This is a genomic window from Spartobacteria bacterium UBA695, assembly GCA_002298145.1.
GTDB lineage: Bacteria > Verrucomicrobiota > Verrucomicrobiia > Chthoniobacterales > Chthoniobacteraceae > UBA695.
Genome location: DBMP01000026.1, coordinates 1 through 23,164 on the forward strand (window position 1 = coordinate 1; position 23,164 = coordinate 23,164).

24 protein-coding genes and 1 tRNA gene are annotated in these 23,164 nt (G+C 63.6%); 14 read left to right on the top strand and 11 right to left on the bottom strand.

Annotated features, from left to right (window positions below):
- The first annotated feature begins 250 nt into the window (after positions 1–250).
- A complete protein-coding gene (gene rimO / locus B2828_RS15235) occupies positions 251–1,669 on the top strand; it encodes a 30S ribosomal protein S12 methylthiotransferase RimO (RefSeq protein ID WP_479634627.1) in 1,419 nt (472 codons plus the stop codon).
- Positions 1,670–1,758: 89 nt separating this feature from the next.
- Complete coding sequence (locus tag B2828_RS15240) at positions 1,759–2,415, top strand: PAS domain-containing protein (protein ID WP_479634628.1); 657 nt, start codon at positions 1,759–1,761, stop codon at positions 2,413–2,415.
- On the opposite strand, the gene B2828_RS15245 is transcribed toward B2828_RS15240, so the two are convergent.
- On the bottom strand, positions 2,384–3,085 hold the full coding sequence (locus tag B2828_RS15245; RefSeq protein WP_479634629.1) for a type I 3-dehydroquinate dehydratase: 702 nt from the start codon (positions 3,083–3,085) through the stop codon (positions 2,384–2,386). The two genes, B2828_RS15240 and B2828_RS15245, sit on opposite strands and share 32 nt — an antisense overlap.
- 39 nt (positions 3,086–3,124) lie before the next feature.
- Here B2828_RS15245 and B2828_RS15250 point away from each other — a divergent pair, with 39 nt between their 5' ends.
- From B2828_RS15250 to B2828_RS15260, 3 genes are all read left to right on the top strand, one after another.
- Entirely contained in the window at positions 3,125–4,513 is a 1,389-nt protein-coding gene (locus B2828_RS15250; protein WP_479634630.1) for a sugar transferase, read from the top strand.
- A gap of 238 nt (positions 4,514–4,751) precedes the next feature.
- Positions 4,752–5,507: a sulfite exporter TauE/SafE family protein gene (locus B2828_RS15255; protein WP_479634631.1), complete on the top strand. Its 756-nt coding sequence runs from the start codon at positions 4,752–4,754 to the stop codon at positions 5,505–5,507.
- 105 nt (positions 5,508–5,612) lie between these two features.
- Positions 5,613–5,684 (top strand) — tRNA-Lys (locus B2828_RS15260).
- A 12-nt stretch (positions 5,685–5,696) separates the two neighbouring features.
- Here the strand turns inward: B2828_RS15260 and B2828_RS15265 are convergent.
- A complete protein-coding gene (locus B2828_RS15265; RefSeq protein ID WP_479634632.1) occupies positions 5,697–7,451 on the bottom strand; it encodes a hypothetical protein in 1,755 nt (584 codons plus the stop codon).
- A 413-nt stretch (positions 7,452–7,864) separates the two neighbouring features.
- Here B2828_RS15265 and B2828_RS15270 point away from each other — a divergent pair, with 413 nt between their 5' ends.
- From B2828_RS15270 to B2828_RS15295, 6 genes are all read left to right on the top strand, one after another.
- Positions 7,865–8,263 (top strand): hypothetical protein, encoded by a 399-nt coding sequence (locus B2828_RS15270; protein WP_479634633.1) that lies wholly within the window; start codon positions 7,865–7,867, stop codon positions 8,261–8,263.
- Positions 8,264–8,417: 154 nt separating this feature from the next.
- Positions 8,418–9,278 carry a VanZ family protein gene (locus tag B2828_RS15275; RefSeq protein WP_479634634.1) on the top strand — a complete coding sequence of 287 codons (861 nt, stop codon included), beginning with the start codon at positions 8,418–8,420 and terminating at the stop codon, positions 9,276–9,278.
- A gap of 23 nt (positions 9,279–9,301) precedes the next feature.
- Entirely contained in the window at positions 9,302–11,269 is a 1,968-nt protein-coding gene (locus B2828_RS15280) for a bifunctional serine/threonine-protein kinase/formylglycine-generating enzyme family protein (protein ID WP_479634635.1), read from the top strand.
- A gap of 54 nt (positions 11,270–11,323) precedes the next feature.
- On the top strand, positions 11,324–12,802 hold the full coding sequence (locus tag B2828_RS15285) for an FHA domain-containing protein (protein ID WP_479634636.1): 1,479 nt from the start codon (positions 11,324–11,326) through the stop codon (positions 12,800–12,802).
- Positions 12,803–12,817: 15 nt separating this feature from the next.
- A complete protein-coding gene (locus B2828_RS15290; RefSeq protein WP_479634637.1) occupies positions 12,818–13,450 on the top strand; it encodes an FHA domain-containing protein in 633 nt (210 codons plus the stop codon).
- A gap of 9 nt (positions 13,451–13,459) precedes the next feature.
- Positions 13,460–14,242 (top strand): PP2C family protein-serine/threonine phosphatase, encoded by a 783-nt coding sequence (locus B2828_RS15295; protein ID WP_479634638.1) that lies wholly within the window; start codon positions 13,460–13,462, stop codon positions 14,240–14,242.
- Positions 14,243–14,246: 4 nt separating this feature from the next.
- Here B2828_RS15295 and aat read toward each other — a convergent pair whose 3' ends face one another.
- The gene (aat, locus tag B2828_RS15300) at positions 14,247–14,807 is read right to left on the bottom strand and encodes a leucyl/phenylalanyl-tRNA--protein transferase (RefSeq protein ID WP_479634678.1); all 561 of its coding nucleotides are present in this window, start codon (positions 14,805–14,807) and stop codon (positions 14,247–14,249) included.
- A gap of 110 nt (positions 14,808–14,917) precedes the next feature.
- Between aat and B2828_RS15305 the strand changes: the two genes are divergently transcribed.
- Together B2828_RS15305 and B2828_RS15310 are read left to right on the top strand one after the other, a co-directional pair.
- Complete coding sequence (locus tag B2828_RS15305; RefSeq protein ID WP_479634639.1) at positions 14,918–15,652, top strand: HAD family hydrolase; 735 nt, start codon at positions 14,918–14,920, stop codon at positions 15,650–15,652.
- The gene (locus B2828_RS15310) at positions 15,631–16,251 is read left to right on the top strand and encodes a LysE family translocator (RefSeq protein ID WP_479634640.1); all 621 of its coding nucleotides are present in this window, start codon (positions 15,631–15,633) and stop codon (positions 16,249–16,251) included. Before B2828_RS15305 ends, B2828_RS15310 begins: the two co-directional genes overlap by 22 nt.
- Positions 16,252–16,322: 71 nt before the next feature.
- On the opposite strand, the gene B2828_RS15315 is transcribed toward B2828_RS15310, so the two are convergent.
- Positions 16,323–17,546, bottom strand: a complete 1,224-nt coding sequence (locus B2828_RS15315) for an aspartate kinase (RefSeq protein ID WP_479634641.1) — start codon at positions 17,544–17,546, stop codon at positions 16,323–16,325.
- 194 nt (positions 17,547–17,740) lie between these two features.
- Between B2828_RS15315 and B2828_RS15320 the strand changes: the two genes are divergently transcribed.
- The gene (locus tag B2828_RS15320; protein ID WP_479634642.1) at positions 17,741–18,340 is read left to right on the top strand and encodes a hypothetical protein; all 600 of its coding nucleotides are present in this window, start codon (positions 17,741–17,743) and stop codon (positions 18,338–18,340) included.
- Positions 18,341–18,446: 106 nt separating this feature from the next.
- Here B2828_RS15320 and B2828_RS15325 read toward each other — a convergent pair whose 3' ends face one another.
- The 7 genes from B2828_RS15325 to sppA form a co-directional block, all read right to left on the bottom strand.
- Entirely contained in the window at positions 18,447–18,869 is a 423-nt protein-coding gene (locus tag B2828_RS15325; protein ID WP_479634643.1) for a DUF5069 domain-containing protein, read from the bottom strand.
- Between the two features lie 64 nt (positions 18,870–18,933).
- Entirely contained in the window at positions 18,934–19,221 is a 288-nt protein-coding gene (locus B2828_RS15330; RefSeq protein WP_479634644.1) for a hypothetical protein, read from the bottom strand.
- A 56-nt stretch (positions 19,222–19,277) separates the two neighbouring features.
- Positions 19,278–19,895, bottom strand: coding sequence for a tRNA (adenosine(37)-N6)-threonylcarbamoyltransferase complex dimerization subunit type 1 TsaB (tsaB, locus tag B2828_RS15335; RefSeq protein WP_479634645.1), 618 nt, complete (start codon positions 19,893–19,895; stop codon positions 19,278–19,280).
- The gene (tsaE, locus tag B2828_RS15340; RefSeq protein WP_479634646.1) at positions 19,892–20,302 is read right to left on the bottom strand and encodes a tRNA (adenosine(37)-N6)-threonylcarbamoyltransferase complex ATPase subunit type 1 TsaE; all 411 of its coding nucleotides are present in this window, start codon (positions 20,300–20,302) and stop codon (positions 19,892–19,894) included. The genes tsaB and tsaE overlap by 4 nt, the downstream gene beginning before the upstream one ends.
- The gene (locus B2828_RS15345) at positions 20,262–21,152 is read right to left on the bottom strand and encodes a thiamine-phosphate kinase (RefSeq protein ID WP_479634647.1); all 891 of its coding nucleotides are present in this window, start codon (positions 21,150–21,152) and stop codon (positions 20,262–20,264) included. Before B2828_RS15345 ends, tsaE begins: the two co-directional genes overlap by 41 nt.
- Positions 21,149–21,964, bottom strand: coding sequence for a lysostaphin resistance A-like protein (locus B2828_RS15350; RefSeq protein ID WP_479634648.1), 816 nt, complete (start codon positions 21,962–21,964; stop codon positions 21,149–21,151). The genes B2828_RS15345 and B2828_RS15350 overlap by 4 nt, the downstream gene beginning before the upstream one ends.
- An 87-nt stretch (positions 21,965–22,051) precedes the next feature.
- Positions 22,052–23,062, bottom strand: coding sequence for a signal peptide peptidase SppA (gene sppA, locus B2828_RS15355; RefSeq protein ID WP_479634649.1), 1,011 nt, complete (start codon positions 23,060–23,062; stop codon positions 22,052–22,054).
- Between the last annotated feature and the right edge of the window lie 102 nt (positions 23,063–23,164).

A 23,164-nucleotide genomic window follows, 5' to 3' on the forward strand; every position in this document is an offset into this window, starting at 1 on the left:
CGTGGGCGAGCAGCGCCGCGAGCCGATCCCGCCGCCGCCTCCGCCGCCCGTGGCCGCCGCCACGCCGCAGGCGACCCCCTCCAAGTCCCGGGCCAAACGTAGCAACAGCCAAGCCCGGCAGCCCCGCACCACCTACCGTGTGCCGCGCAGCGTCGTGGGGGATTGAGCCCCTTCGCCCGGCCAGTCCCGAGTGGTTCCCTCTTTTTTGGGAGATTCTTTGCGCGAAGTGCGCTAAACTGGCGGTTTACCTGTGAAAACCGCCAAGCCAGCCTTCTCCTCCGCCAAAACCATCGCGCCGATCAAAGTCGGCCTCGTCAGCCTCGGCTGCGCGAAGAACCTCTCTGACGCCGAAGTGATGCTCGGGGGCATCGTGGCGCGTGGCATGGAGATCACCTCCGATCCGGCCCAGGCCGACGTCCTTATCGTTAATACCTGCTCCTTTATCGATTCCGCCAAGGAGGAGTCCATCGACGCCATTCTCGAAGTCAACCAACAGCGCGGGCTCAAGAAAAAGCACGCCCACCAGAAGCTCATCGTAGCCGGATGCATGGCCCAGCGCTTTTCCAAGGAACTCTCCACCGAAATGCCCGAGGTGGACGCCTTCATCGGCATCGACCAGATCGCCCAGGCCGGGGAGCTGATCGAGCAAGTCCTCGCCGCCCCGAGCGCCGGGGAGGAGGCCGCCCCGCTCGACCTCGTCGCCCGCGCCAAGCCGGTTTACATCCCGGATTACGACACCCCCCGCTTTCGCCTCACCCCGGCCCACACCGCCTACGTCAAGATCGCCGAGGGGTGTAACCACCCGTGCACCTTCTGCGTCATCCCCAAAATGCGGGGCCGCCACCGGAGCCGTTCGGTGGAAAGCGTCGTCGCCGAAGTGCGCGGGCTCGTTGCCCAGGGCGTGCGGGAAATCAACCTCATCAGCCAGGACACCACCTACTTCGGCATGGACCTCTGGGAAACCCGCCCCCGGGCCAACCAGCCCATCGACCCCTCGCGCGGCCCCACGCTCGTCCAACTGCTCGATGCGCTGCAAAAGATCAAAGGCGACTTCTGGATCCGCCTCCTCTACACCCACCCCGCCCACTGGAGCGACGAACTCATCGCCGCCATCGCGCGCAACTCCAAGGTCGCCCGCTACATCGACATCCCCCTCCAGCACATCCACCCCGAGATGCTGGAAGCTATGCACCGCGAGACCTCCCGCGCGCATATCGAAAAACTCCTGGCCCGCATCCGCAAAGGCATCCCCGGCGTGGCCATCCGCACCACCTTTATCGTCGGCTTCCCGGGCGAAACTGAGGAGCACTTCGCGGCCCTGCTCGACTTCATTCGCGCCACCCGCTTCGAGCGCCTCGGCATCTTCACCTACTCTCGCGAAGACGGTTCGCGCGCCGCAGAGCTCCCCGGCCAGGTTCCCGCCGCCACCAAGAAAGCCCGTTACCGCAAGGCCATGACGCTTCAGCGGAAAATCGCCCTGGAGATCGCGCAATCCGCCGTTGGGCAGACCCGCCGCGTCCTCGTCGAGCAGCCGCTGGTGGGCCGTACCGAGGCCGACGCGCCCGAAGTCGACTGCCGGGTGCTGCTGGAGAAACCGGCCCCCGTTGGCCGCTTCGTGGAGGCGGAAATCACCGGCACGCAGGATTACGATCTCATGGCCCGGGCCTAGCCCAAATTCCTGCTTTCCAATCGAGGGCGAAAGGAGTCTAATTCTAGCAAAATGGATCTTCGCATTAACACGTAGGGTTTCTCTGAGCAATGAACCTCAACGTTCCACCCTCGCCAGGTTCAGAATTCCACCGCAGCATCATCGACGCCATGCCCTTCCCCGTGCTGGTGCTGGAGGAGAGCTACAGGATCGTTGATACGAACAATGCCGCCAACCAGATCATCGGGATGTCGGCGGAGGAGGCGCGAATGCACCGGCCCGGCGAAGTGCTCCGCTGCATCCATGCCTCCGAGACGAGCGTCGGCTGCGGGGGCACCCCGTTTTGTCGGAGTTGCCCCATCCGGACGGCCATCGGCAAGGCCTTTCTGGGCGAGTACCCCTCGCGCCAGGTCGTGCAGTTACTGGTCAGCGGCCAGGAGCAGATGCTCGAAATGCAGTATTTGATGACCGTTGCCCCGCTGAACTTCGAGAACCTTCGGCTGGTCTTGATGATTCTAGAGGACGTCCGGGAAATCAGCAGCCGGATGCTGCCCATCTGCTCCAACTGCAAACAGGTCCGCAACGACGACGACTACTGGCAGAGCGTCGAGAGCTACCTTGCCTCGCGCCTGGAGATCCACTGCACCCACAGCCTCTGCCCCGAGTGCGCACAAAAGTTTTTTCCGGAATACGCCCAGGCCTTGCAGATCCACACCAAGAGCTCGGCAAAACTCCCTACTCCTCCAGCTCCCGAAGCCGCTCCTTAAGTAGCACCGCGGGCCATTGACCGGAGACCTGCGGCTCGGCCAGGTAGCCGTAGTTGAGCACCGAGCCGGAAGCGCCCAGCGCCAGGCGCGACACCTTCCCGTAGCGGCCCATGCCCATCACCGCCAGCTTCAGCCCGGTGCGCGAAGCACGCGGTTCTGCGAGGAACCCGAGCAGCCGGGCCTCCTCCGCCGGAGTCCTGGCCACCGCCGCCAGCTTAAAGACCGTGGCTCCCAGCTCCGCCGCCTTCGCCCTGAGCTCGTTGAGCATTTCAAGCGGCGGCGTGCGGCGAAAATCGTGGTGTGATAGGATCACCTTTACCCCCCGGGCTCGCGCGATAGCGAGCACGTCGCGCAGCGCCACCGCCGAGCGGAGTTCCACATCAATGAGCGCTGCATACGGCAGAAAAAGTTCGAAAAGCTCCCGCCGCCTCGCCGTGCCGAGCTCACCCGCGCCGCCTTCCTTTGGGTGGCGCACCGTGAGAATTAGCGGCGCCTGCAAACCGCCCAGCGCCTTTTCCAGCCGAGCCGCTTTGGACGCGAACTCGTCCACCCGGATTTCCAGGAAATCAACCTCCCCCCGAGCAAGCCGCAACGCGGCATCGAGCGATTTCTGGCTATAAATTGTCCCGACCACGGAACCGGAAAGAGGAGTGTTTTTGGAAAAAAACATGGTGGTAATTACAAACAGGTTACATACTCTGCCACGCGCATGACGGGCCGAAAACAAGAATTTAATCTCCAGCTTTTCCAAATAGTCGACGCACTGCTCCTCGCGTTCGCCTTTTGGCTGGCTTACGTACTGCGCGTCCGCGGGGGTGCATTCTTTTCGTGGGGCGACTTCAGCGCCTTTGCCGATAACCAATGGGTCGTCTTTATCGCCATGCCCTTCGGGCCCATTCTGCTTGAGCTCCAGGGCTTTTACTCCAACCTGCTCCAGAAGAACCTCGCCAAGTCGCTGGCCCAGATGGCCGGGGCCTCCTTCTGGCTGGGGCTCATCGTCGCCGGGTGCGTCATCTTCTTTCACCTCCAGGCCCCCAGCCGCGTCATCCTCTCCCTCTTTGCCGCCATCGCGCCGGTGCTCCTCCTGGCGCGCGAAGTTTCCTCGGTGGCCTTTTTCCGCAAACGGGTGCGCAGCGGCTCCCATCGCGAGCCCGTGCTCCTCGCCGGCCGGCCCTCCGACATCAAGCGCCTACGCGGTATGCTGACGCCGCTGCAGTTGATTGAAATGGACATCGTCGGCGAAATCAACATCGAGCAGCAGCCGCTCTCGTCCCTGGTGGACTCCCTCCACAAGCACTCCGTCAACCGCGTCATCTTCGCCGGAGGCCACTCCAACATGCAGCAGCTCCAGCAGGCCATCGCCGCATGCGAAGTCGAGGGCGTCGAGGCGTGGCTCGTAGCCAACTTCATCAAGACCTCCATCGCCAAGCCGACCTTCGACGCCATGGGGAGCGTCCCGATGCTCGTCTTCCGCACCACGCCCTCAGTCTCCTGGTCCCTGCTCATCAAGAGCTTCATGGACCGCCTCGGCGCATTGATCGTCATCCTCCTGACCAGCCCGCTTTTCCTCATCGCCTTCCTGGGCATCAAGTTCACCTCGCCCGGGCCCGTCATCTTCTGCCAGCAGCGCGGCGGCAAACACGGTAAGCCGTTTACCATGTACAAATTCCGCAGCATGATCACCGATGCCGAAATGCACCGGGCGGAACTGGCCAGCCGCAACGAAATGAGCGGCCCCGTCTTCAAAGTCGAAAACGACCCGCGCATCACCCCCTTTGGCCGCTGGATTCGCAAAACCAGCATCGACGAACTGCCCCAGCTCCTCAACGTCCTCCTCGGCGACATGAGCCTGGTGGGCCCCCGGCCCCTGCCGCTTTACGAAGTCGAGAACTTCGAGAACCATGCCCAGCGCCGCCGCCTGAGCGTCAAACCCGGGCTCACCTGCCTCTGGCAGATCAGCGGGCGCAACAACGTCCAGCAGTTCGAAGACTGGGTAAAGCTCGACCTCGAGTATATCGACAACTGGTCCGTCTGGCTCGACCTAAAGATCCTTTTTAAAACCGTCCCCGTCGTTTTATTTGGCTTGGGAGCGAAGTGATTTTTCAGAAGGAAAACGCCATAAAAAGGCCACCAAAGCGCGGGGCGGCAAACGCCCATCGACACAATGGCTTATCTTTTTCCTTGCAACGAGCGCCGTTGTTCGTATGCTGATCGCCAGATTTTAAAGATGTTCTGGGGGGAACATGAGCCCTTCGCGGCCATTCGGCCGCGGGGGGCTCAATCTTTTTACCCCCCCTTCCTCTTACGTTATTCCCGGCAACGGGACGCTTCGCACGATGGATTTTGCTCATTTCACGCCCGCCCAGTGGACGCTTGCCGCCGTGGCCGCGCTCATGGTCGGCCTGGCCAAGAGCGGCTTTAACGGAGTCGGCATGCTCGTCCTCGTCTTCATGGCCTGCGCCATGCAGGGGTACGAGCGAGAATCCACCGGCGTCGTCCTGCCCATGCTCGTCTGTGGCGACCTCCTGGCCTTTCGCTCCTTCCGCAGCCACATCCAGTGGGGCAAGCTGCGGCAGATGCTCCTCCCCGCAGCCATCGGCATCGCGCTCGGCTACCTGTGGATGAACCGGGTCAGCAACACCAGCTTCAAGCCCCTCATCGGCGGCATCGTCCTGCTCCTGCTCGCCCTCCACCTTTTGCGGCAAACCTTCCCCGACACCTTCCAGGCCGTCCCCCGCCGCCCCTGGTTCGTCTGGGGCATGGGGATCGCCGCCGGAGTCACCACCATGATGGCCAACGCCGCCGGGCCCATCGTCACCCTCTTCTTCCTGGCCCTGGAACTGCCCAAACTGGAATTCGTTGCCACCGGCGGACTGTTTTTCCTGATCGTCAACCTCTTCAAGCTCCCCTTTAGCTACCACCTGGGGCTCATCGGCGGCCCCTCATTGGCCTTCAACGCCGCCTTGCTGCCGCTGGTCCTCGTCGGATTTTTTGGCGGGCGGCAGCTCCTGCACCGGATGCGCCAGGAAGTCTTTGAGAAAGTGCTATTGGTCCTCACCGGAGTCAGCGCCCTGCACCTGATCCTTCGGTAAAGCGGGTGGAATTCTGGGGTCTGGGATGCATTTTGCTTGCGTCTTGGGCCGCCGTGGCGTAAACAAGCCACCCTTTCATTTCCGAAAGGACCGCGAAAGCAATGCGGGTTGGTAGCTCAATGGTAGAGCAGCGCCCTTTTAAGGCGTTGGTTGAGGGTTCGAGTCCCTCCCAACCCACTTCTGTTATCGCTACGCTCCCGCTACTCGGCAGCGGCGCGAAAAGGCCAGCAGAAAACCGCCGCCCGCTGCCAGCATCAATGCCGCCGTCTGGGGTTCCGGCACCGGTTGGTAGATCAAATCAAGGCGTTGGCCGTCAAGAACGATGGAGAACTTCCCTCCATTCAGGCTTCCTTTGAAAAACTTGTCATACTGGATCGAGAATGCCTCGGAGGAAAAGCCCTTGATCGAACCGCCCGCGACGATGATCGCCTCCCAGATGTAGTCGTCCAGGGGATTAAAGGTGCTTGAATCATCAAGCATTGCGACGAGATCCACGGTAAACCCGCCCGCCGTGATCGTCGAGAGATCAAGGCTTCCGCTGATGGAGAGGCAGTCGTAATCGCTTCCGGGTGACCCAGAGGCATCTTTTTTCAGGTCGAGTTGGAGGATGCCGCCGGTTTGAAATGCGGTGTTGCCTGCGTGCAGCTTTCCCGCACCTTGGGTTCCGGGGGCGAGGATGCCTCCGTTCGCTACCGTTAGTGCACCCACGGACCCTGTGCCGCCCAGCGCGCCGCCGGTGCTTACCGTGGTCATGCTGCTGGAGGTGATGTCGCTTTGCACCAGCAACTTGCCCGAGGTGACGTTCGTCGCCCCGGTGTAGCTGTGGGTCCCCGAAAGCGTGGTCGTGCCGCTTCCGCGCATATTGAGGGAGAGGCTTCCGGTCAGTTTCTTCGAAAAATTGTAAATGCCCGAATTATTGAAATTTACCGTCGCCTTGCCGCTCCCTCCCGAGATGGTAGAGACGTTGAGCGTTCCCACCCTGCCATCGCTTCCGCCGAGGTTCAGAGTGCCCACCCCCTCTGCGTATTTGGCTAGCGTGAGGGGGCCGATTGCAACATTGATGACGCTGCTGCCGCCTAGCGTCAGCGTTCCCTCACCGTGAAAGCCGACGAAAAGCCCTTGCGAGGAACTGGAGGCGGTGTTCAGGACCCCGCCGGTCATCTCCAGGGTTCCCGTCCCCGAATCATAGTATCCGAGGATCAGCCCAGCATTGGACCACGTGCCGCTGGTGATGGTGACAGCGCCTCGTGAAGCGTAGCCCACGACGTCGGCGGCCGAGGTGATGTCCTGGACTAGGCCGCTGTTGATATTCAAACTTCCGGTGCCAGTATAGCCGACATAAAGTTGGAGCGTGGACCATTGCCCGTTGGTCACGTTGACCGTTCCCTTGGACCCTCCGAGCATCCCGATGTAGTCGGAGAAGTTAGCGTTGCTGTCGGCCACGGTGCCGCCATTGATGTTCAAGGTTCCGATGCCTCTCTCTCCTACCGTTAGCCCCGAGTTGGACATCGTACCTCCGGTTACGGTTACCTCGCCTCTGGAACCCGCGTCGGTCCCGATCACTCCGCCCTTGGTGCTGACCAGGCCTCCCTGGATAGTCAATATTCCCTGGCCCGAATTTCCCACATAAAGCAACCGGCTTGCAAAAGTCCCGCTGGTGACGGATACCGTCCCGATGGCCCCTGCAGTATTGCCAATGTAAGTCTGGTTACAGAGAGAAGAATTGTCGACGAGTCCGCCATTGACGTTCAACGTGCCCGTTCCGGAATTGCCGATATAAAGATTAGCCGCATTCGCCGAAACGTCCGTGCCTGCGGTGACGATGAAATTGCCGTCAATGGAGGCATCGACAGTGGACGTGGGCAGGCCGTTATCCCATATCCCAGAATCGTTCCAAGAGCCGGATGATACAAGATTAGTGTCGGCCCAAGCCGACCCTGACACCAAAAAACAACAAAGAACCCCACGCAAAAGATGTTTTATTTTTCGTTCCATGAATTAAAAACCGTGTGTTTTTTTAATATACCCCGGCTTAAGCAGCAAGTCCTATCGGCTTAACATTTCGCAGCAGCGCATTTTCTCCCATCACCGTTTTTAGGCCTAACTTTATTCTCCAATTGCGGCGCAGACCGTCAATGCCGCTATCGCCGCGATGAAAGCGGAGCCTTGCCGTCCAGCTCCGAACGTGATCTTACGCATATTGAATTTAGTAAACAGGTATACATTGCGATCACCTGTTTAAACTGATATTTACGCTGAATTATGCTTGCGAAGTAAGCATGGCCAAAGATATGTATGTAGATCGTTTTGACGATCTGAGCAGCTTTCCTCAAAGTTGCCCCTTTTAACAATCTTCTATGGCAAACCTTAGTGCTACCCAACAAATCGAACAGCTCGAAGCGCAAATCCGCGGCCTCCGTCAGCAAGCCCTGGCGGAGCTTCATGAAAAGCTCGCAGAAGCCCGGCGTACCGTGGCCGATCTCGAAAAACAACTCGCCGAGGTGACCGGCAATTCGACGGAAGGCGCCGCCGCCCCCGTTCGCCGCCGCACCCGCCGCCCGTCCGTTACCAACGAGCAGCTCAAGCCGCTGGTCCTCAAGGCCATGGCCGAGAAGGGCCTTAATGGCCTGAATGCCAAGGACATCGCCGAGTTCGTTGGCCAGGACCCGATGCGCGTTCGCAAGTTCATTGCCGAGAACCCTTCCCTGCTCAAACGCCAGGGCGCGGGCCCCGGCACCCGGTTTTTCCTTAAGTAAACCGGCCCTTTTCCCGGGCTATCGCTCGTTGTTTCTTTTAAAAAACCCGCTGGACGCTCCGGCGGGTTTTTTTTTGCCTCCATCCCGGTTCCATTCATACAGCCTCTGGAAAAGTTTGAGCCGATCCCCCGGAGCGGTTAATCTGTTCGCTCCGATGACCTCAACCGTGCTTAAACGCTGCTTTTCGCTCCTCAAAGCCTGGGGGCCCGCCGTCTTTTGGATGTGCCTGATCTTTTCCGCCTCGGCTGATCGGCAGTCGGTGGCGCATTCCTCGCGCATCGTCGAGCCCTTCTGCCGCTGGATCTACCCTTCCATTACCCGGGCGCAGATCGAGAACGTGCAATTCGTGGTGCGCAAGGGGGCCCACATGAGCGAGTTCGCCCTCCTCGGGCTGCTGCTGCTCTACGCGCTCTCGACCCGCCGGGGCGACCCTCGGCGTTGGATGATCCATGCGTGGGTTCTGGCCGTAGTCTACGCGGCGGCCGATGAGCTGCACCAGACGTTCGTTCCCGGGCGCGACGGCTGTGTGCGCGACGTTGTAATCGACGCCACCGGGGCCGCGCTGGGGCTCCTGGCGTATTATGGGTTCCTCCGCTGGCGCGACGCGCGCAAAGCGGCCCGCCCCGCCTCCCAGACCCAGGTTTTCCAGGCCGTTCCCGTGCCGCGCCCCACGTTTGCCGACCGGGTGCTCTTTACCCTCCAGGGTGAGGACTTCGAGAACAACGCCCGCGTCCAGCTGGCCATCCAGGACCGGCTGCAACGCGAAAACGGCGGTCGGCTTATCCTCGGGCGCAACCCCGCGGCGGCCCATTTGCTGCTCAAAAACACGAGCATCTCCGGCCAGCACCTGGCCCTCATCGTGCGCTCCGGACAGTTTGAGGTGGAGGATCTTGACTCTTCCAACGGGACGCGGCTCAATGGGCGACGCCTTTCCCCCTTTCAGCCCGCCCCGCTGACCGATAACGACCGCCTCGAAGTGGGCGAAGTCCTGCTCCATTTCCGCCGCTCCACGTAAAATTCGCCCCTCTTTTTATTGCAATGGAAGTCCACCGCCTCGCCTTACCGAAGGGATTCCGGCTTGCCAACTACGAGCTGACGCGCGTGCTGGGCAAAGGCGGCTTCGGCATTACCTACCTGGGCGTGGATCGTCACCTCGGGCGCAAAGTGGCGGTCAAGGAACTCATGCCCGACAGCATCGTCGCCCGCATCGAGGGGATGCAGGTCGCGGCCCAGAGCGAGGAGCTTAAAACCAACTGGGAATGGGCCAAGGGGCGCTTCCTGGAGGAAGCCCGGCTGCTGGCCGGTTTCCAGCATCCGAATATCGTCGAAGTTCACCAGTTGATCGAAGCCAACGGCACGGTCTACATGGTCATGGACTACATCGAGGGCGAAAGCTACGAGGCCCGCCTGCGCCGGATCAGCCACGAGCCCGATGAGCACAGCATGCGGCAGATGATCGAGCCGCTCATGGACGGGCTGGAGGAAGTCCACTCCACCGGGCTGCTTCACCGGGACATCAAGCCCGATAACATCCTGCTGCGCCGGGGCATCCAGCCTATTTTGATCGACTTCGGCTCCGCCCGCAAACTGCTCGAAGGCACCTCCGTGATGACCTCGCTCGTCACCCACGGCTACTCGCCCATCGAGCAGTACCAGGTGAAAACCAAGCAGGGGCCTTGGACGGACATCTACGCCCTGGCCGCCGTGGCCACGCGGGCCATTACGGGCGAAAAGCCCCCGATGTCCGCCGACCGCATGAGTGATGACGACTTTGTTTGGCTGAGCTACCGCGAGCTGAAGGGCTTCAGCCCCCTCTTCTTGCAGGCGCTCGACTGGGCACTGCGCGTCAAGCCGAGCGAGCGGCCCCAGAACATCCGGGAATGGCGCACCAGCTTCGGCTGGGAGGCGCGAGGCGCATTCCGGGGCAAGCCGTTCGGGAGCGTCATTGAATCCGGGGACAAAACCGCGCTCATCATGGGCGGGGACGCCACGACGCCCGCGCCCAAGAAATTCTCGCAGCGCATTGCCACTGCGCAGGTCCGCCCGATCGCGCCCCCGCCGGTTCCCGGTGCCGCCCCGGCCCCGGCCCTTGCCCCCATCGCCTCCGTTACCCCCAAGCCCGTGCCTGGCCCGGCGGCTGCCACGCCCGCCGCCGATGCCGGAGGGGATAAGATGAAATTCCTGCCGACCCTCGTCGCCGGGGCGCTGATCCTGGGCGGCGGCTGGTTTCTCTACACCAACGTATTCTTTCCCCCCAGCGGCGTCACCTCCACGCACGTTCCAGATTCCCAGAACGCCCCGGTCAAAGCCGTGCCGCAAAAACCGGCGCCCTACACGCCGCTGGTCAACTCGCTCGGGATGAAATTCGCCCCCGTCGCGGGTACCGGCGTCCTCTTTAGCGTCTGGGACACCCGCGTCAAAGACTATCGGGCCTTTGTCCAGGAGACCGGGCGCGAATGGCGCACCGCCTCCTTCCCGCAGACCCTCGACGACCCTGCCATCAACGTGAGCTGGGAGGACGCCAAGGCCTTCTGCCAATGGCTCAGCGCTCGCGATGGCCGGCAGTACCGCCTGCCCACCGACGCCGAGTGGAGCACCGCCGTCGGGCTCAAGGACGAGGGCGGGGGGCTGCCCCACGACAAAGACAGCCGCGTCAAAGGGGCCTACCCCTGGGGATCGGCCTGGCCGCCGCCTCCCAGCGTCGGCAACTACGGCGCATCCCGCCTGATCGTGGGCGATGCGTTTGAGAAAACCTCCCCCGTCGGCAGCTTCCCAGAGAACGCCTTTGGCCTCTTCGACATGGGCGGCAACGTCTGGCAATGGTGCGAGGACAGCTACGATGACTCGGGCCGTCGCCGGGTCCTCCGGGGCGGCGCGTGGAACAGCAGCACCCAGGACGTCATGCTTTCCTCCTTCCGCTACTACGCCTTCCCCGGTGACAGCGCCAACAACATCGGCTTCCGCTGCGTCACCCCCGCCTCCGGGACCGCCGCCACCGCGCCCTAGGCGTGGCGAGGCCTTGTTTTTACAGTTGTTTTTTGCCCGCGGTCCCGATAGGTAATGGCCTTGATGTATTCCTTCCTGCGTCGGGATTGCTCGTTCCTAGCCGTGGCGCTGGTGGCGCTTTTCGCTTCGCTTTCGGCCCGGGCTGGTTTTGACCCCTCCTCGACGCGCTCCGCGGAGACGGAGCAAACCCTCAAGCTCGAATACCGCCTCCAGCCCGACGCCCAGGTGCAGACCGTCCAGGTCAGCCAGAACGGCGGCAACGTCGAATTCCGCCACATCGCCTTCGGGCGCGACGTCCTCAAACCCAGCGCGCTGCTGATCATGCTCGACGCCAGCGCCGGGTCGATGCGCTTCCCGCGCGACCGCACCCTGGCCGCCAATAAAGCGCTCATCCAGGCCCTCCTGGCCGAGCTTCCGCGCCAGAACCTGGTCGGCGTCTACTCCTTTGCCAATGACCTGGCCGAAATCATCCCGCTCGGGCCGCCCCCGTCGGATATCCCCCCTCGGCTGACCCGCCTCAAGGCCGACGGCCCCGGCACGCGCATCTACCGCCAGGGCATCAGCGCCGTGGGGATGCTCAACGCCACCCCGGCGGTCCGCAAGACGCTCCTGATCATCTCCGACGGTAAGGACGAGGACAACGGCTTCACCCGCGACGACCTCGTCAAATGCGCCCGCGCCCACGGCGTCACCATCTGCGCCATGGGCTGCCCGGAAAGCGGCGTCGACATCCCCGCGCTGGGTAATCTGGAGAAACTGGCGGCCGAAACGCACGGCCTCTACGCCCAGGCAAAAATCGGCGAGGGCAACCCCGGCGAGCGCCTCAAGACCGATACCGCTTTCGCTCGCAACGTCCTGGCCCAGCTCAATTCCGGTGGCGAGATCCAGGTCCCCCTCGATCACCTCGACCCCGCCGGGGACGTCAGCTTTAGCGTCACCACCAAGGTCGGGGAGACCTTTACCTACGTCCACAAGCGCGCCGGAGCCGCCGCCCCCGCCGCCAGCCCTACGCCCCCCCCGTTTGAGAGCGTGCCCGTCGTGGGCTCCACGCCCGCGCTCGCCGTGGCGGCCGCCTCGCCCGTGGCCAGGCCCCCCGTCCGGCCCGCCGCTGCCGCGAGACCCGCGCCGCCCAAGCCGACGATCTTCACCCCCGCCAACCTGATCAGCGGCGGGGCGGTCCTCCTCCTAATCGTTGCCGTCGTGCTCCTGCGCCTGCGGCCCGTTCCCGGGCAGGCCGTCGCCGCGCCCCAGGCCTTCCTCGTCATGCAGGACGCCGAGTCCCGCCGCATCCCGCTGGAGGGCAGCGCCATTCGCATCGGCCGCCGCCCCGATAACGACATCGTCTTTGGCAATACCAGCGTTTCCGGCTACCATGCGGAGATCCACCTTCAGCGCGACGGCGCCTACCTCATCACCGACCTTGGTTCCGGCAACGGCCTCAAAGTCAATGACCAGACCGTTTCGCAAGCCGCGCTCCAAGAGGGCGACTTGATCGAAATGGGCGAAGTCCGTTTTCGGTTCCACCATCAATAACCTCTGCAACTCACGATGGAAGATTACGACAAAACCCGCCTGATCCGCCGCTCCTCCTCGCAGCCGCCCCCGCCGCCACCACCCCCCATCCCGGCCTCCGCGTCCAGAGGCGCGTCCGAGGATTTTGAAAAAACGCGCATCCTGCCGCGCCCCGACTCCGCCGAGCCCGAGCGCCCCGAGTCGGAGGCCAACCTCCCGAGCGACGACAAAACCGTCATCGTCACCCCGCCGATGCGCGCGCGCATGGGCCTGGGCGAGGCCGCCGCTGCTCCGGGCGACCCAATGACCGACCCCGTCGTGGGCTGGATCGTCGTCGTAAGCGGGCCGGGGCAGGGGAATACCCTCAAGCTCGGCCATGGCATGAACAGCATCGGCCGCGCCGAGGGGCAGCGCTGTCGCCTCGACTTCGGCGATACCGAAATCTCCCGTAATAGCCACGCCACGCTGACCTACGACCCCCGGGGCCGGAAGTTCTACCTCATGCACGGCGGCGGCCAGAACCTGACCTACCTGGGCGAGATCCCCGTGCTCCAGCCCACCTTGCTCAAAGGCGGCGAATTGATCTCGCTGGGCAAGACTACCTTGAAATTTATCGCGCTCTGCGGCCCCGATTTCGATTGGTCGCAGCAGAACGCCCCCACAGCTTAGAACATTGTCATGAAAATCGGCCGCGAGTTCGCGGGAAGACAGCTTCTCGGCGCCAGGCAACTACAGGAGGATTCCTATGCCTTCTCCATCGTTGCCGACAATGATGGCGAGGTGGAAAAGCTCCTCGTTGTCATTGCCGACGGCTTGGGAGGCCATTCCGGCGGCCACAAGGCGAGCCAGATCGCCGTCAACGCGTTTATCGAGGAATTCTTCCAGCACCAGCTTAGCGCCAAGTCCAACGACTCCTTTGCCCTGCACGAAGGCCTCATGTATGCCAACGAGTGCATCGACCGGGCCGTGCGCGATTCGGGCGGCGACCTGGAAGGCATGGGCACCACGCTCCTGGCCGCCACCGTCACGCGCACCGCGCTCCAGTGGATCAGCGTTGGCGATTCGCCCCTCTTCCTCTTTCGCCGGGGCGAGCTGAGGCGGCTCAATGCCGACCACTCCATGCGGCCCTTCCTCGCCGAGGAGATCGCCGCCGGGCGGCTCGCCCCCGATGCCCTCTCCGTCCACCCGCAGCGCAACGTCATCCGCTCCGCGCTGCTGGGGCAGGAGATCCCGATGATCGACGAGCCTTCCGCCGCCTATCCGATGGAGCGGGGTGACATCCTGCTCTTTGCCACCGACGGCTTACAATTCCTCGACGAAGCCACGCTCGGCGCGCGCCTCTCCAAGGGCTCCGAGCTGACCGCCCCGCAGCTCATCCGCTCGCTGATGACCGCCATTGAGGACCTCAAAAACCCGAAGCAGGACAACGTGACCATCGCCGCCGTGTTGCAGGAGAAATAGGCGTTCAATCCACGAACGCACAATCCCGCCGCAGCGCCGCGCGGAGCTGCCGCAGGTACTCCCGCCGGGGAATCTCCAGCGCGCCGAAGGTGCACAGGTGCGGCGTCGTCCACTGGATGTCCAGGAGCCTGAAGCCGCGCTCGCGCAGCCGCTCCACCAGCGCGTTGAGGGCCACCTTCGAGGCGTCCGTCTCCCGGTGAAACATCGACTCGCCAAAAAACGCCCCGCCGAGCGCCACGCCGTAGAGCCCGCCCACTAGCTGCCCCTCGCGCCACGCCTCCACCGAATGGGCGAACCCGAGCCGGTAAAGCTCCGTGTACGAGGCGACGATCTCCTCGTCGATCCACGTCTCCTCCCGCTCCGCGCACCCCTTCATGACCTCCTCAAACGCCGTATTGCAGCGCACCTCGAACCGGCCCTTGCGCAGCGCCCGCTCCAGGCCGTGCGGCAGATGAAAACGCTCATCCAGCGGCAGAATCCCGCGCGGATCGGGCGAGAACCACGCCATTTCCCCCTCCGGCGTCCCCATGGGGAAAATGCCTTGGGCATAGGCGCTAAGGAGCATATCGGGCGCGATCACGGGCGCAAAATTGCCCCCTTTACGCCTCCCGGGCAAGCTTCCAATCGGGGTCAGGGTTGCACTGAGGCGGTTTTACTGGCAGTCTATTGGTTCCCATGTCTGCCAAAGCTCCGGCCAAAACTCATCTTTTCCTCTTCGACATCGACGGCACCTTGATCGCCTCCGGGGGGGCGGGGGAGTATTCCATGCGCCTGGCGGTCAACGACATGTTCGGCGCGGATATCGAGACCGCCATTGCCGGAGTCGAGATCGCGGGCCGCACCGATCACCTCATCACCCGCAACGTCTTTGCCAAATACGGCGTCACCTGGACGGCCCGGAAAGCGGCGGAATTCCTCGATCTTTACCTGCGCCACCTGGCCGAGGAGCTGCCCCGCAAAAACGGCCGCCTCCTTCCCGGCATCATCCCGCTGCTCCAGAAGCTGAAAACCACCCCGAGCGTCGCCCTGGCGCTCCTGACCGGCAACCTCGAACAGGGGGCCAAGATCAAGCTCTCGCACTACCGCATCTGGGAATTCTTTGAATTCGGTGCCTACGCCGACGACAACTACGACCGCAACCGCCTCGGGCCCTTCGCGCAGGCCCGCGCCAAGAGCCGCTACGGCGTTGACTTCGCCCCCGAGCGCACCTTCGTTTTGGGCGACACTCCGCACGACATCGAGTGCGGCCGGGCCATCGGGGCCAAAACAGTCGCCATCGCCACCGGCGGCAACACCCGTGAGCAGCTCGCCGCGCACGCCCCGGATTTCCTTTTCGACGATCTTAGCGATGCCGACGCCGTGCTGACGGCCCTCGGCATCCCGGCCCCATGTTTGGAACCCAAAATCTAGGACTCTTTCTCCTAAGCTGCATCGCGCTGACGATGACGCCGGGGCAGGACACGCTCCATATCCTCACCCGCAGCGCCACCCAGGGGCGTCGCGCTGGTCTCGTGGCCGTCGCCGGGATTATCACCGGGTGCTTTGTCCAGACCTTCGCCGCGGCGTTTGGCCTCTCGGCCATCGTCGCCGCCTCGCACACCGCGTTCCTGGCCGTGAAATGGCTCGGCGCGGGCTACCTTGTGTTCCTCGGCGCGCAGCTCGCCTTTGCCAAGCCCCGGGATGAAATAACCCCGGGCGTCATGGCTCACGCCGAAACGTGGCCCATCTATCGCGCGGGCCTTTTCTGCAACCTCTCCAACGCCAAGACGATCCTCTTTTACCTCTCGTTTTTGCCGCAGTTCGTGGCCCCGGAGAGCGTGAACAAGACCGGTTCGCTGATCTTCCTGGGGTGCTTCTTTTCCGTGGTTGGCACGCTCTGGTGCTTCGTCATCGTCGGCTTCTCCTCGCTCGTGGCCCGGCGGCTGCGCACCACCCCCGCCATTGGCACGTGGATTCAGCGCGGTGCCGGGGTGCTCTTTGTCTGCCTGGGTGTGGGCCTGGCGGTATAAAAAAAAACCAAAGACGCAAAAGCGCTCATTCCTTTGCGCCTTTGCGTCTTTGCGTGAGTTTAAAAACGGGCCTACTTGGCGGCGCTGAGCCCGAAGGCTTCGTGCACGAGGTTAGCGGCTTCGGCGATCCTCGCTTCGTCCACCACGACGGCGATCTTGATCTCGGAGGTCGAGATCATCTGGATATTGATGCCGCCTAGGCTGAGCGCTTCAAAGACCTTCGCGGCCACGCCCGAGTGCGAACGCATACCGATGCCCACCACGCTGAGTTTGGCGATGCCGTCCTGAGCGCTGATCTCCTTGCCGAGGGTGCTTAGGAGCGGTTCGAGCGTCGTCCGGGCCTTGGGCAGGTCGTCTTTGTTGAGCGTGAAGGAAATGTCCGTCGTCCCGGCCAGCGACACGTTCTGCACGATCATGTCGACCGTCACGCCCGCTTCGGCGATGGCTTTGAACACCCGGGAGGCGATCCCGGGGGTGTCGGCCACTTGGCGGAGGGTGACTTTGGCTTGGTTGCGTTCGATGGACACGCCACGAATGACGACTTGTTCCATGCTCATGGTTTCTTCTTTAACGAGGGTTCCCGGGTTGTTGTTGAAAGAGCTGCGCACCTCGAAGGGAACGCCAAATTTCTTGGCGAACTCGACCGAGCGCGACTGCATGACTTTGGACCCGCTGCTGGCCATCTCCAACATTTCGTCGTAGGAGATTTCGTCGATTTTGCTGGCCGTCTTGACCACGCGCGGATCGCAGGTGTAGACGCCTTCGACGTCGGTGAAAATTTGGCAAAGGTCGGCTTTGATGGCGGCGGCAATCGCGATGGCGGTCAGGTCCGAGCCGCCTCGGCCCAGCGTGGTCGTCTGGCCGTCGCCGGACTCGCCCTGGAAGCCAGCCACGACGACGATTGAGCCGTCTTTAAGGGCTTGCTGCACTTTGCGCGGGCTGATTTCCTGGATCTTCGCCTTGGTATGGACGCCGTCGGTGACGATGCCCGCCTGGGCGCCTGTGAACGAGACGGCGTTGTGCCCCAGGTTCTGAATGGCCATGGCGGTAAGCGCGATTGTCGTCTGCTCGCCCGTGGCCAGCAGCATATCCATTTCCCGCTCGGGCGGGGTAATGCCGGGGCACACCGCGCGGGCCAGTTTGATGAGGCCGTCGGTGACGCCGGACATGGCGGAGACCACCACGACGACCTTATGACCGGCTTCGTGGGTCTCTACAACACGGCGGGCGACGTTCATGATGCGGCTCGGGTCGCCAACCGAAGTGCCGCCATATTTCTGGACAATCACACTCATACGAGAGCCCGGAAGTCTCATTGCCGAAGCCAGGGTTGTCAACCTTCGGGCGCTTTTGGGACAGATTATTTTTTTATAGCGGTGTCGGAAAACAAGACACTCGTGGGAAATTTTACCCGTGAGGATGAGAAAAAGATTCCTACCACCGGGCCAAAAATGCCGCTCCTGCGAAACGCTGAGTAAAGACCACGTGTATGAATCAAATTATCCTTTCGGTATGCGCGTTCGCGCTGGCGGTCATTCCCGCGTTGGGCGGAACCGCGGTTTGCGTTTCCGATGATTACTGGCCGGACCCCGGGGTGTGCTTGCCAAAGCTCAAGACCGAGGGCTGCACTGACCAGTACCGCGCGCCCTACATGATTACCTACCCGCGCATGTGCTACTTCAATAAGACGTATCCGAGCAATACGGAGATTGCCTTGGAGATGCGGCGCAGGGCGATTTACCGCCAGCGGGAGATGCTGGCGTTTGAAAGCGAGATCCGGGCGGCATCGGCTTGGAATAACAATCCGGCGGCCCAGGGGCAGACGCTTGCCGGGTCCACCGAGGGGGCTGGGGCGGCTAATTCGCCGTGCATGGCGGTGCCGCCAGCGCCTCCTTATCCGGGCCCTGCTGGAGCGCCACCCATCGTGGCGGGCCCGCCTGAGATCCCGACGGCGGCGAAGATCCCTGGACGGCCGGGCTATGTCTTCTGCCCGTTTGGGCCGAATTACGGCTGCTTTAATATCAAAGGCCTGCGTTCGGGCTGCCTGGTGCAGGACCCGTTTACGCGGCGTGTTTTCCGGATTCCCTAACGGCTTGGGGGTAGGGGAGGCGAAGCCCGTTTTGCCGCGCGCGCTGGTGGTTTGGTTGACACCGGCGCGCGTGTGCGTACGAGGGCTGTGGCTCTAAACCTAACGCCTAAAGACGGCCTTCGTCGGCGTCGAGGAAGTCGAAGGACGTCAGGATATCGGTGCGCCCGGCGAGCGCCGGTTCGGCGGCGATGCGTTGGGCCAGGTGGGCCGCGCCGTCGTCGCGCCAGCCGCGCTTGGACATAAAGCCGTTCCAGATTTCGATTTCGTCCTCGGTCGGTTTGCGGCCATGCTGGTAGCACCACTCCAGCACGGCTTCGTCGCTGGCCCCGGCTTTCACCTGGGCGACCACGTCGGCGTAGGCCACGTGTAGGAAGGCAATGCACCGGCCATCGAAGCCGCTTCCGAGGTTGGGTTGGTAGTCGGCGGGGAGCTTCCCGGCGGCGTGGAGGCGGATCTTGTCGAGCATCCGCCCGAAGTGGACGAGACCGCCGACGGTCTCGCGTGGGCTGCGGAGATTGGGCACGTTCATGTGAGCGGGAGAATAGCGCCCTCTCCCACTTTGGTGAACTGCAAAATGCTAAGGGTTTCCGGGATTACCTGCCCCGGTCTAGAATTCTGCGCACCTGGTCCATGGCGGCGTCGATTGTCCGTAAGGCGTCGCCCCGGTGCGGGCTGGGCGGGCCGGATTGCATGATGTGCCGCTTGGCTTTTTCGAGGTTCTCCAGGGCTTTGAAAAGTTCATCGCTTCCCGGGTCTCTCCGGTGGCCCTGCGGCCCGATGCGTAATTCGAAGGAAGGCGGGTCTGCCTGAACGGACGAAGTGGGGATCAGGGTGAATGCCGTGACGGCTGCCAGGGCCGTGGTGACGAGTCTGTTTCTCATACAAGGCCAATCTCGGCTTAAGCCCCCACGGTTGCAAGGGCCCTACCCGGAGGCGACTACGCCTTGGGCGCTTTGGGCAGCGTGATGTGCGGTTCGCGCAGGTACATCGGCTCCAGGTCGCCCCGGGCGGTGATCGAGCGGCCCTTGGCGGCGAGCCGGGCCAGGCGTTCGGCTGTTGGGTAGCGCAGTTCGGGGGCGATGGGCAGCGGAGCGCCGATCTCCTCGGAGGTGTAGACCGGCACCCGGCATTCCGCGAGCCGTGCGGCCAGTTCGTCGGCGGAAAGCAGTAGCGGCCCCTCGACGCACTCCCCGCCGGTGACGCGGGTGAAGGAAAAGCTCTGGCGGCGGGCGTCACCGATGGCGGCGAAGTCCCCCTCGGCCAGGGCGGCGATGGACGGCAGGCCCAGCAGCTCGGCTCCGGAGGCGAGCGTGAGGCCGAAGGCGGCGGAAATGGCAATGCGTACCCCGGCGTAGGACCCGGGCCCGAGGCCCACGGCGATCTGGTCCGGCTGCGCTCCGCTGGGGAGGGTGGCCAGCGCTCGCTCCAGCGTTGAGAAGAGAAGCGAACTGTGGCTGCGCCCCGCGCCGCACGATTCGTTGAAAATCAGCTCCCCATCCCGCAGCACGGCCACGCTGCCTTGGTGGGTGGAGGTTTCAATGGCGATGAGGATCATAATGAAATTTCCCGGTCGTCGCCTTCCAGCACTTGGAAGCGGACCCAGCGCACGTCGGGCGGCATCAGGGCTTCGAATTTGTCGGCCCATTCGATGACCGTTACGCCGTCGCCCGCGAGGTAGTCGTCCAGGCCGATGCCGAGCACCTCGGTCGGTTCCTCCAGGCGGTAGAGGTCGATGTGGACCAGCGGCAGCCGCCCGCCGGGGTACTCGTGGACGAGCGTAAAGGTGGGGCTCGTGACGTCGGCCTCCACGCCCAGGCCTTCGGCGAGGCCTTTGGTGAAGTGCGTTTTGCCCGCGCCGAGGTCGCCCGCCAGCGCCAGGACGTCGCCACGGCGCAGCTCGGCGGCGAGCGCGCGGCCTAGCTCAAGCGTCTCTTGGGGGTGATGCGAAATGATCGAAGCCATGTAGGGTGGAAGGGGGGGTATTGGCCGTCAAAAGGCCCACGCGCGTCAATGGCAAAGTTGCGAAAGGCCATGATTGCTCGATCCGCGCTGCCTGCCGGGGGCTCGCCGCGAAGAGCAGCTCGAAGTCCTCGCCGTCGCTCAAGCCCGCCTCGTGCGAGCAGCCCGGGGTGAGGGGAAGCGCGCCGTTCAGCTCGAAGCCGCACCCGCTCGCCCGCGCCAGCCGGGGGAGATCCGCTCCCAGGCCGTCGGAGAGGTCCATCATCGCGTGGAGCCGGAAATGCTCGGTAAGCCAGCGGGCCTCCTGCACCCGGGGCATGAAGTCCAGGTGCTTGCCCGCAATCGAGCCGCCGAGGGTCCCCGTGACGAAAAGCACGTCGCCCGGCTTGCCGCCTGAGCGGAGCACGCAGCGCCCGCGTTCCACCCGGCCCGTCAGCGCCACCGAGACGAAGACCGGCCCCGGGCTGCGGGCCGTCTCACCGCCCGCCAGGGAAATGCCAAACTCCCCGGCGCACCGGGCCAGCCCCGCGTAAAGGGCCTCGGCCTTGGCCACCGCGAGATCGCCCGGGAAGGCCACGGTGACGAGCGCGTGCTCCGGCAGCCCTCCCATCGCGGCGATGTCGCTCACGTTGCGGGCGAGCGCCTTCCAGCCCACGCGGGCGAAACCGGTCTCCGGCGTGAAGTGAATGCCCTCGATGACGCAATCCGTCTTGAGCAGCGTCCAGAACGGCGCGTTGCGGCGGCCCGCCACGGCGCAATCGTCCCCGGGGCCGACGAGCAGGCCCTCGTTGCGGGGCAGGCCGTGAGTCAGGCGGGCCACCAGCGCCTCTTCGCCGAGTTGGGAAAGCTTCATGGATGCCGCACACTATAGAACATCAGGGCCAGCATCGTCGTGTTGAAAAGCGAGTGCATCACCATGCAGGTCAGCAGCGAGCCCGTGGCCTCGTAAGCCAGCGAAAGGCATATGGCGAGCACGAAGAGCGGCAGCACCACCCCGCCGTTTAAGTGGATGGCCGCGAAGAGCGCCGACGTTAGCACCAGCGCGGGCGACACCCCGAGGTAGCGCCGGATCACGCCGTAAAAATAGCCGCGGAAGAGGAACTCCTCCGTCACCGGGGCCACCAGCGCGGCGAACCCCAGTACGAGCCCCATGCGGTACCAGTCCGACGCTGCGGCGGCTTCCTGAAAATAGGCGGTCACATCCTGTGGCTGCGGCTCCCCGCCCGCGATCGTGGTGACGATGACGAAGCTGACGTACACCAGCGGCAGCGCCGCCGCGAAGAGCCCCGCTGCCCGCCGCAGGAGCGCCTTGGGGGCCTCCGGGTTCAGCCCAAAGAGGCGCACGATCGGCACGCCCCGGGCATGGAGCAGCAGCAGGATCCCGCTCACCACCACCGCGAACACCAGCCCGCCTTCGATAATGGCGTATTCATTAAGCCGCCGGGGCGGCGCGGCGAACCCCTGGACTACCGCATCGCCCAGCCAGGTGAAAAGCACCAGGCAGACCAGCACGTCGGGAAAGCCGAACGGGGCGAGCGTGCGCTGGAGCTTAGCCTCCAAGCGCGCCTGCCGCCAGATCTGCAGGTAGGCCCGCCCGGCCAGGATCGTCAGCGCGATGATCAGCGAGGCCTCCAGCCAGAGCACGATTTCCGAGCCGGGAGGCATTACGCGCGGGCTCCTTTCGTCTCGACGGCGCGAAGGAAAGGCAAAATCATGAGGTTCTCTTCGTGTGAGCCCATCCGTGGCCTTCCCTTACATTGCATAAAAGCCCGGCAGCCAGTAGGCGCGGCCCGGTTCGAGCACAGGGAGGAGCTTCTGCGTCAGGTTGACCTCCACCTTCCCGTTGCTCTCCCCCTCGCTGCCGAGGTACTGGAAAATCTTGCTCAGGCTGAACTGTGCCTCGTAGGCGACGATGGTCGCGTCGGGGGTTTTCGCCAGTTCTTTGGCCTTCTCGTAGGCGTCTTCGATCTCCCCCAGGCCGTCGATCAGCTTGGCCTCCAGCGCGTCCGTTCCCGAGACCACCCGGCCGTCGGCCACGCCCGAGCGCAGCGTCTCCTCCTTAAGGTGCCGTTCGCGGGCCACCACGCCGACGAAAATCCCGTACGTTTGCATCACCAGCTTTTGCACGTAAGCCTTTTCCTCCTCGGACATTTCGCGTGTGCCGCTGAGCATATCCTTGAAGGCCCCGCTCTTGAACGTCACCGGAGCCACGCCGATCTTGTTGAGGAGATCGTTATAGCGCATTGACTGAATGATCACGCCGATGGAGCCCGTGAACGTCGTCGGGTTGGCCATCAGGAAGGAACCGCCGCAGGCCGTGTAATAGCCGCCCGAGGTCGCCATCGACCCCATGGAAACCACCACCGGCTTGACCGCCCGCACGCGGCGCACCGCGTTGTAAAGATTATCCGAGGCCGTCACCTCACCTCCGGGGGAATCGACGGCCAGCACCACGGCCTTGACCCGGGAATCCAGCTCCGCCTGGCGCAGTTGAATGCGGATGTCATCGACCATGGAGGCCCCGATCTTGCCCGACACGCCCGAGCTGATCAACCCGCGCACGGGGATCACCACGATCCGGTCCTTGCCCTCGCCCGCCCGCAGCACGCGCTCCTCCAGCCGCTGCGGCTCGTGGGACTTCACCTGCAGCCCCTTGGCCACATTTTTGCCTTTCCCGGCCACCAGCGCCACGTTCATCAGCAAGCTGAAGCCCAGAACCAAGATCAGCGCCACCCAAAGACAACCCGACCGTTTGATGCTCATAGAAAGGCCCCACTTTGCCGGAGTTCCTCCCCGGCGGCAAGCCCAACTAGACGGCCGACCCGGGGCAAAAACCCGGCGGCGGGGTGGTCGATTCCCCCCGGG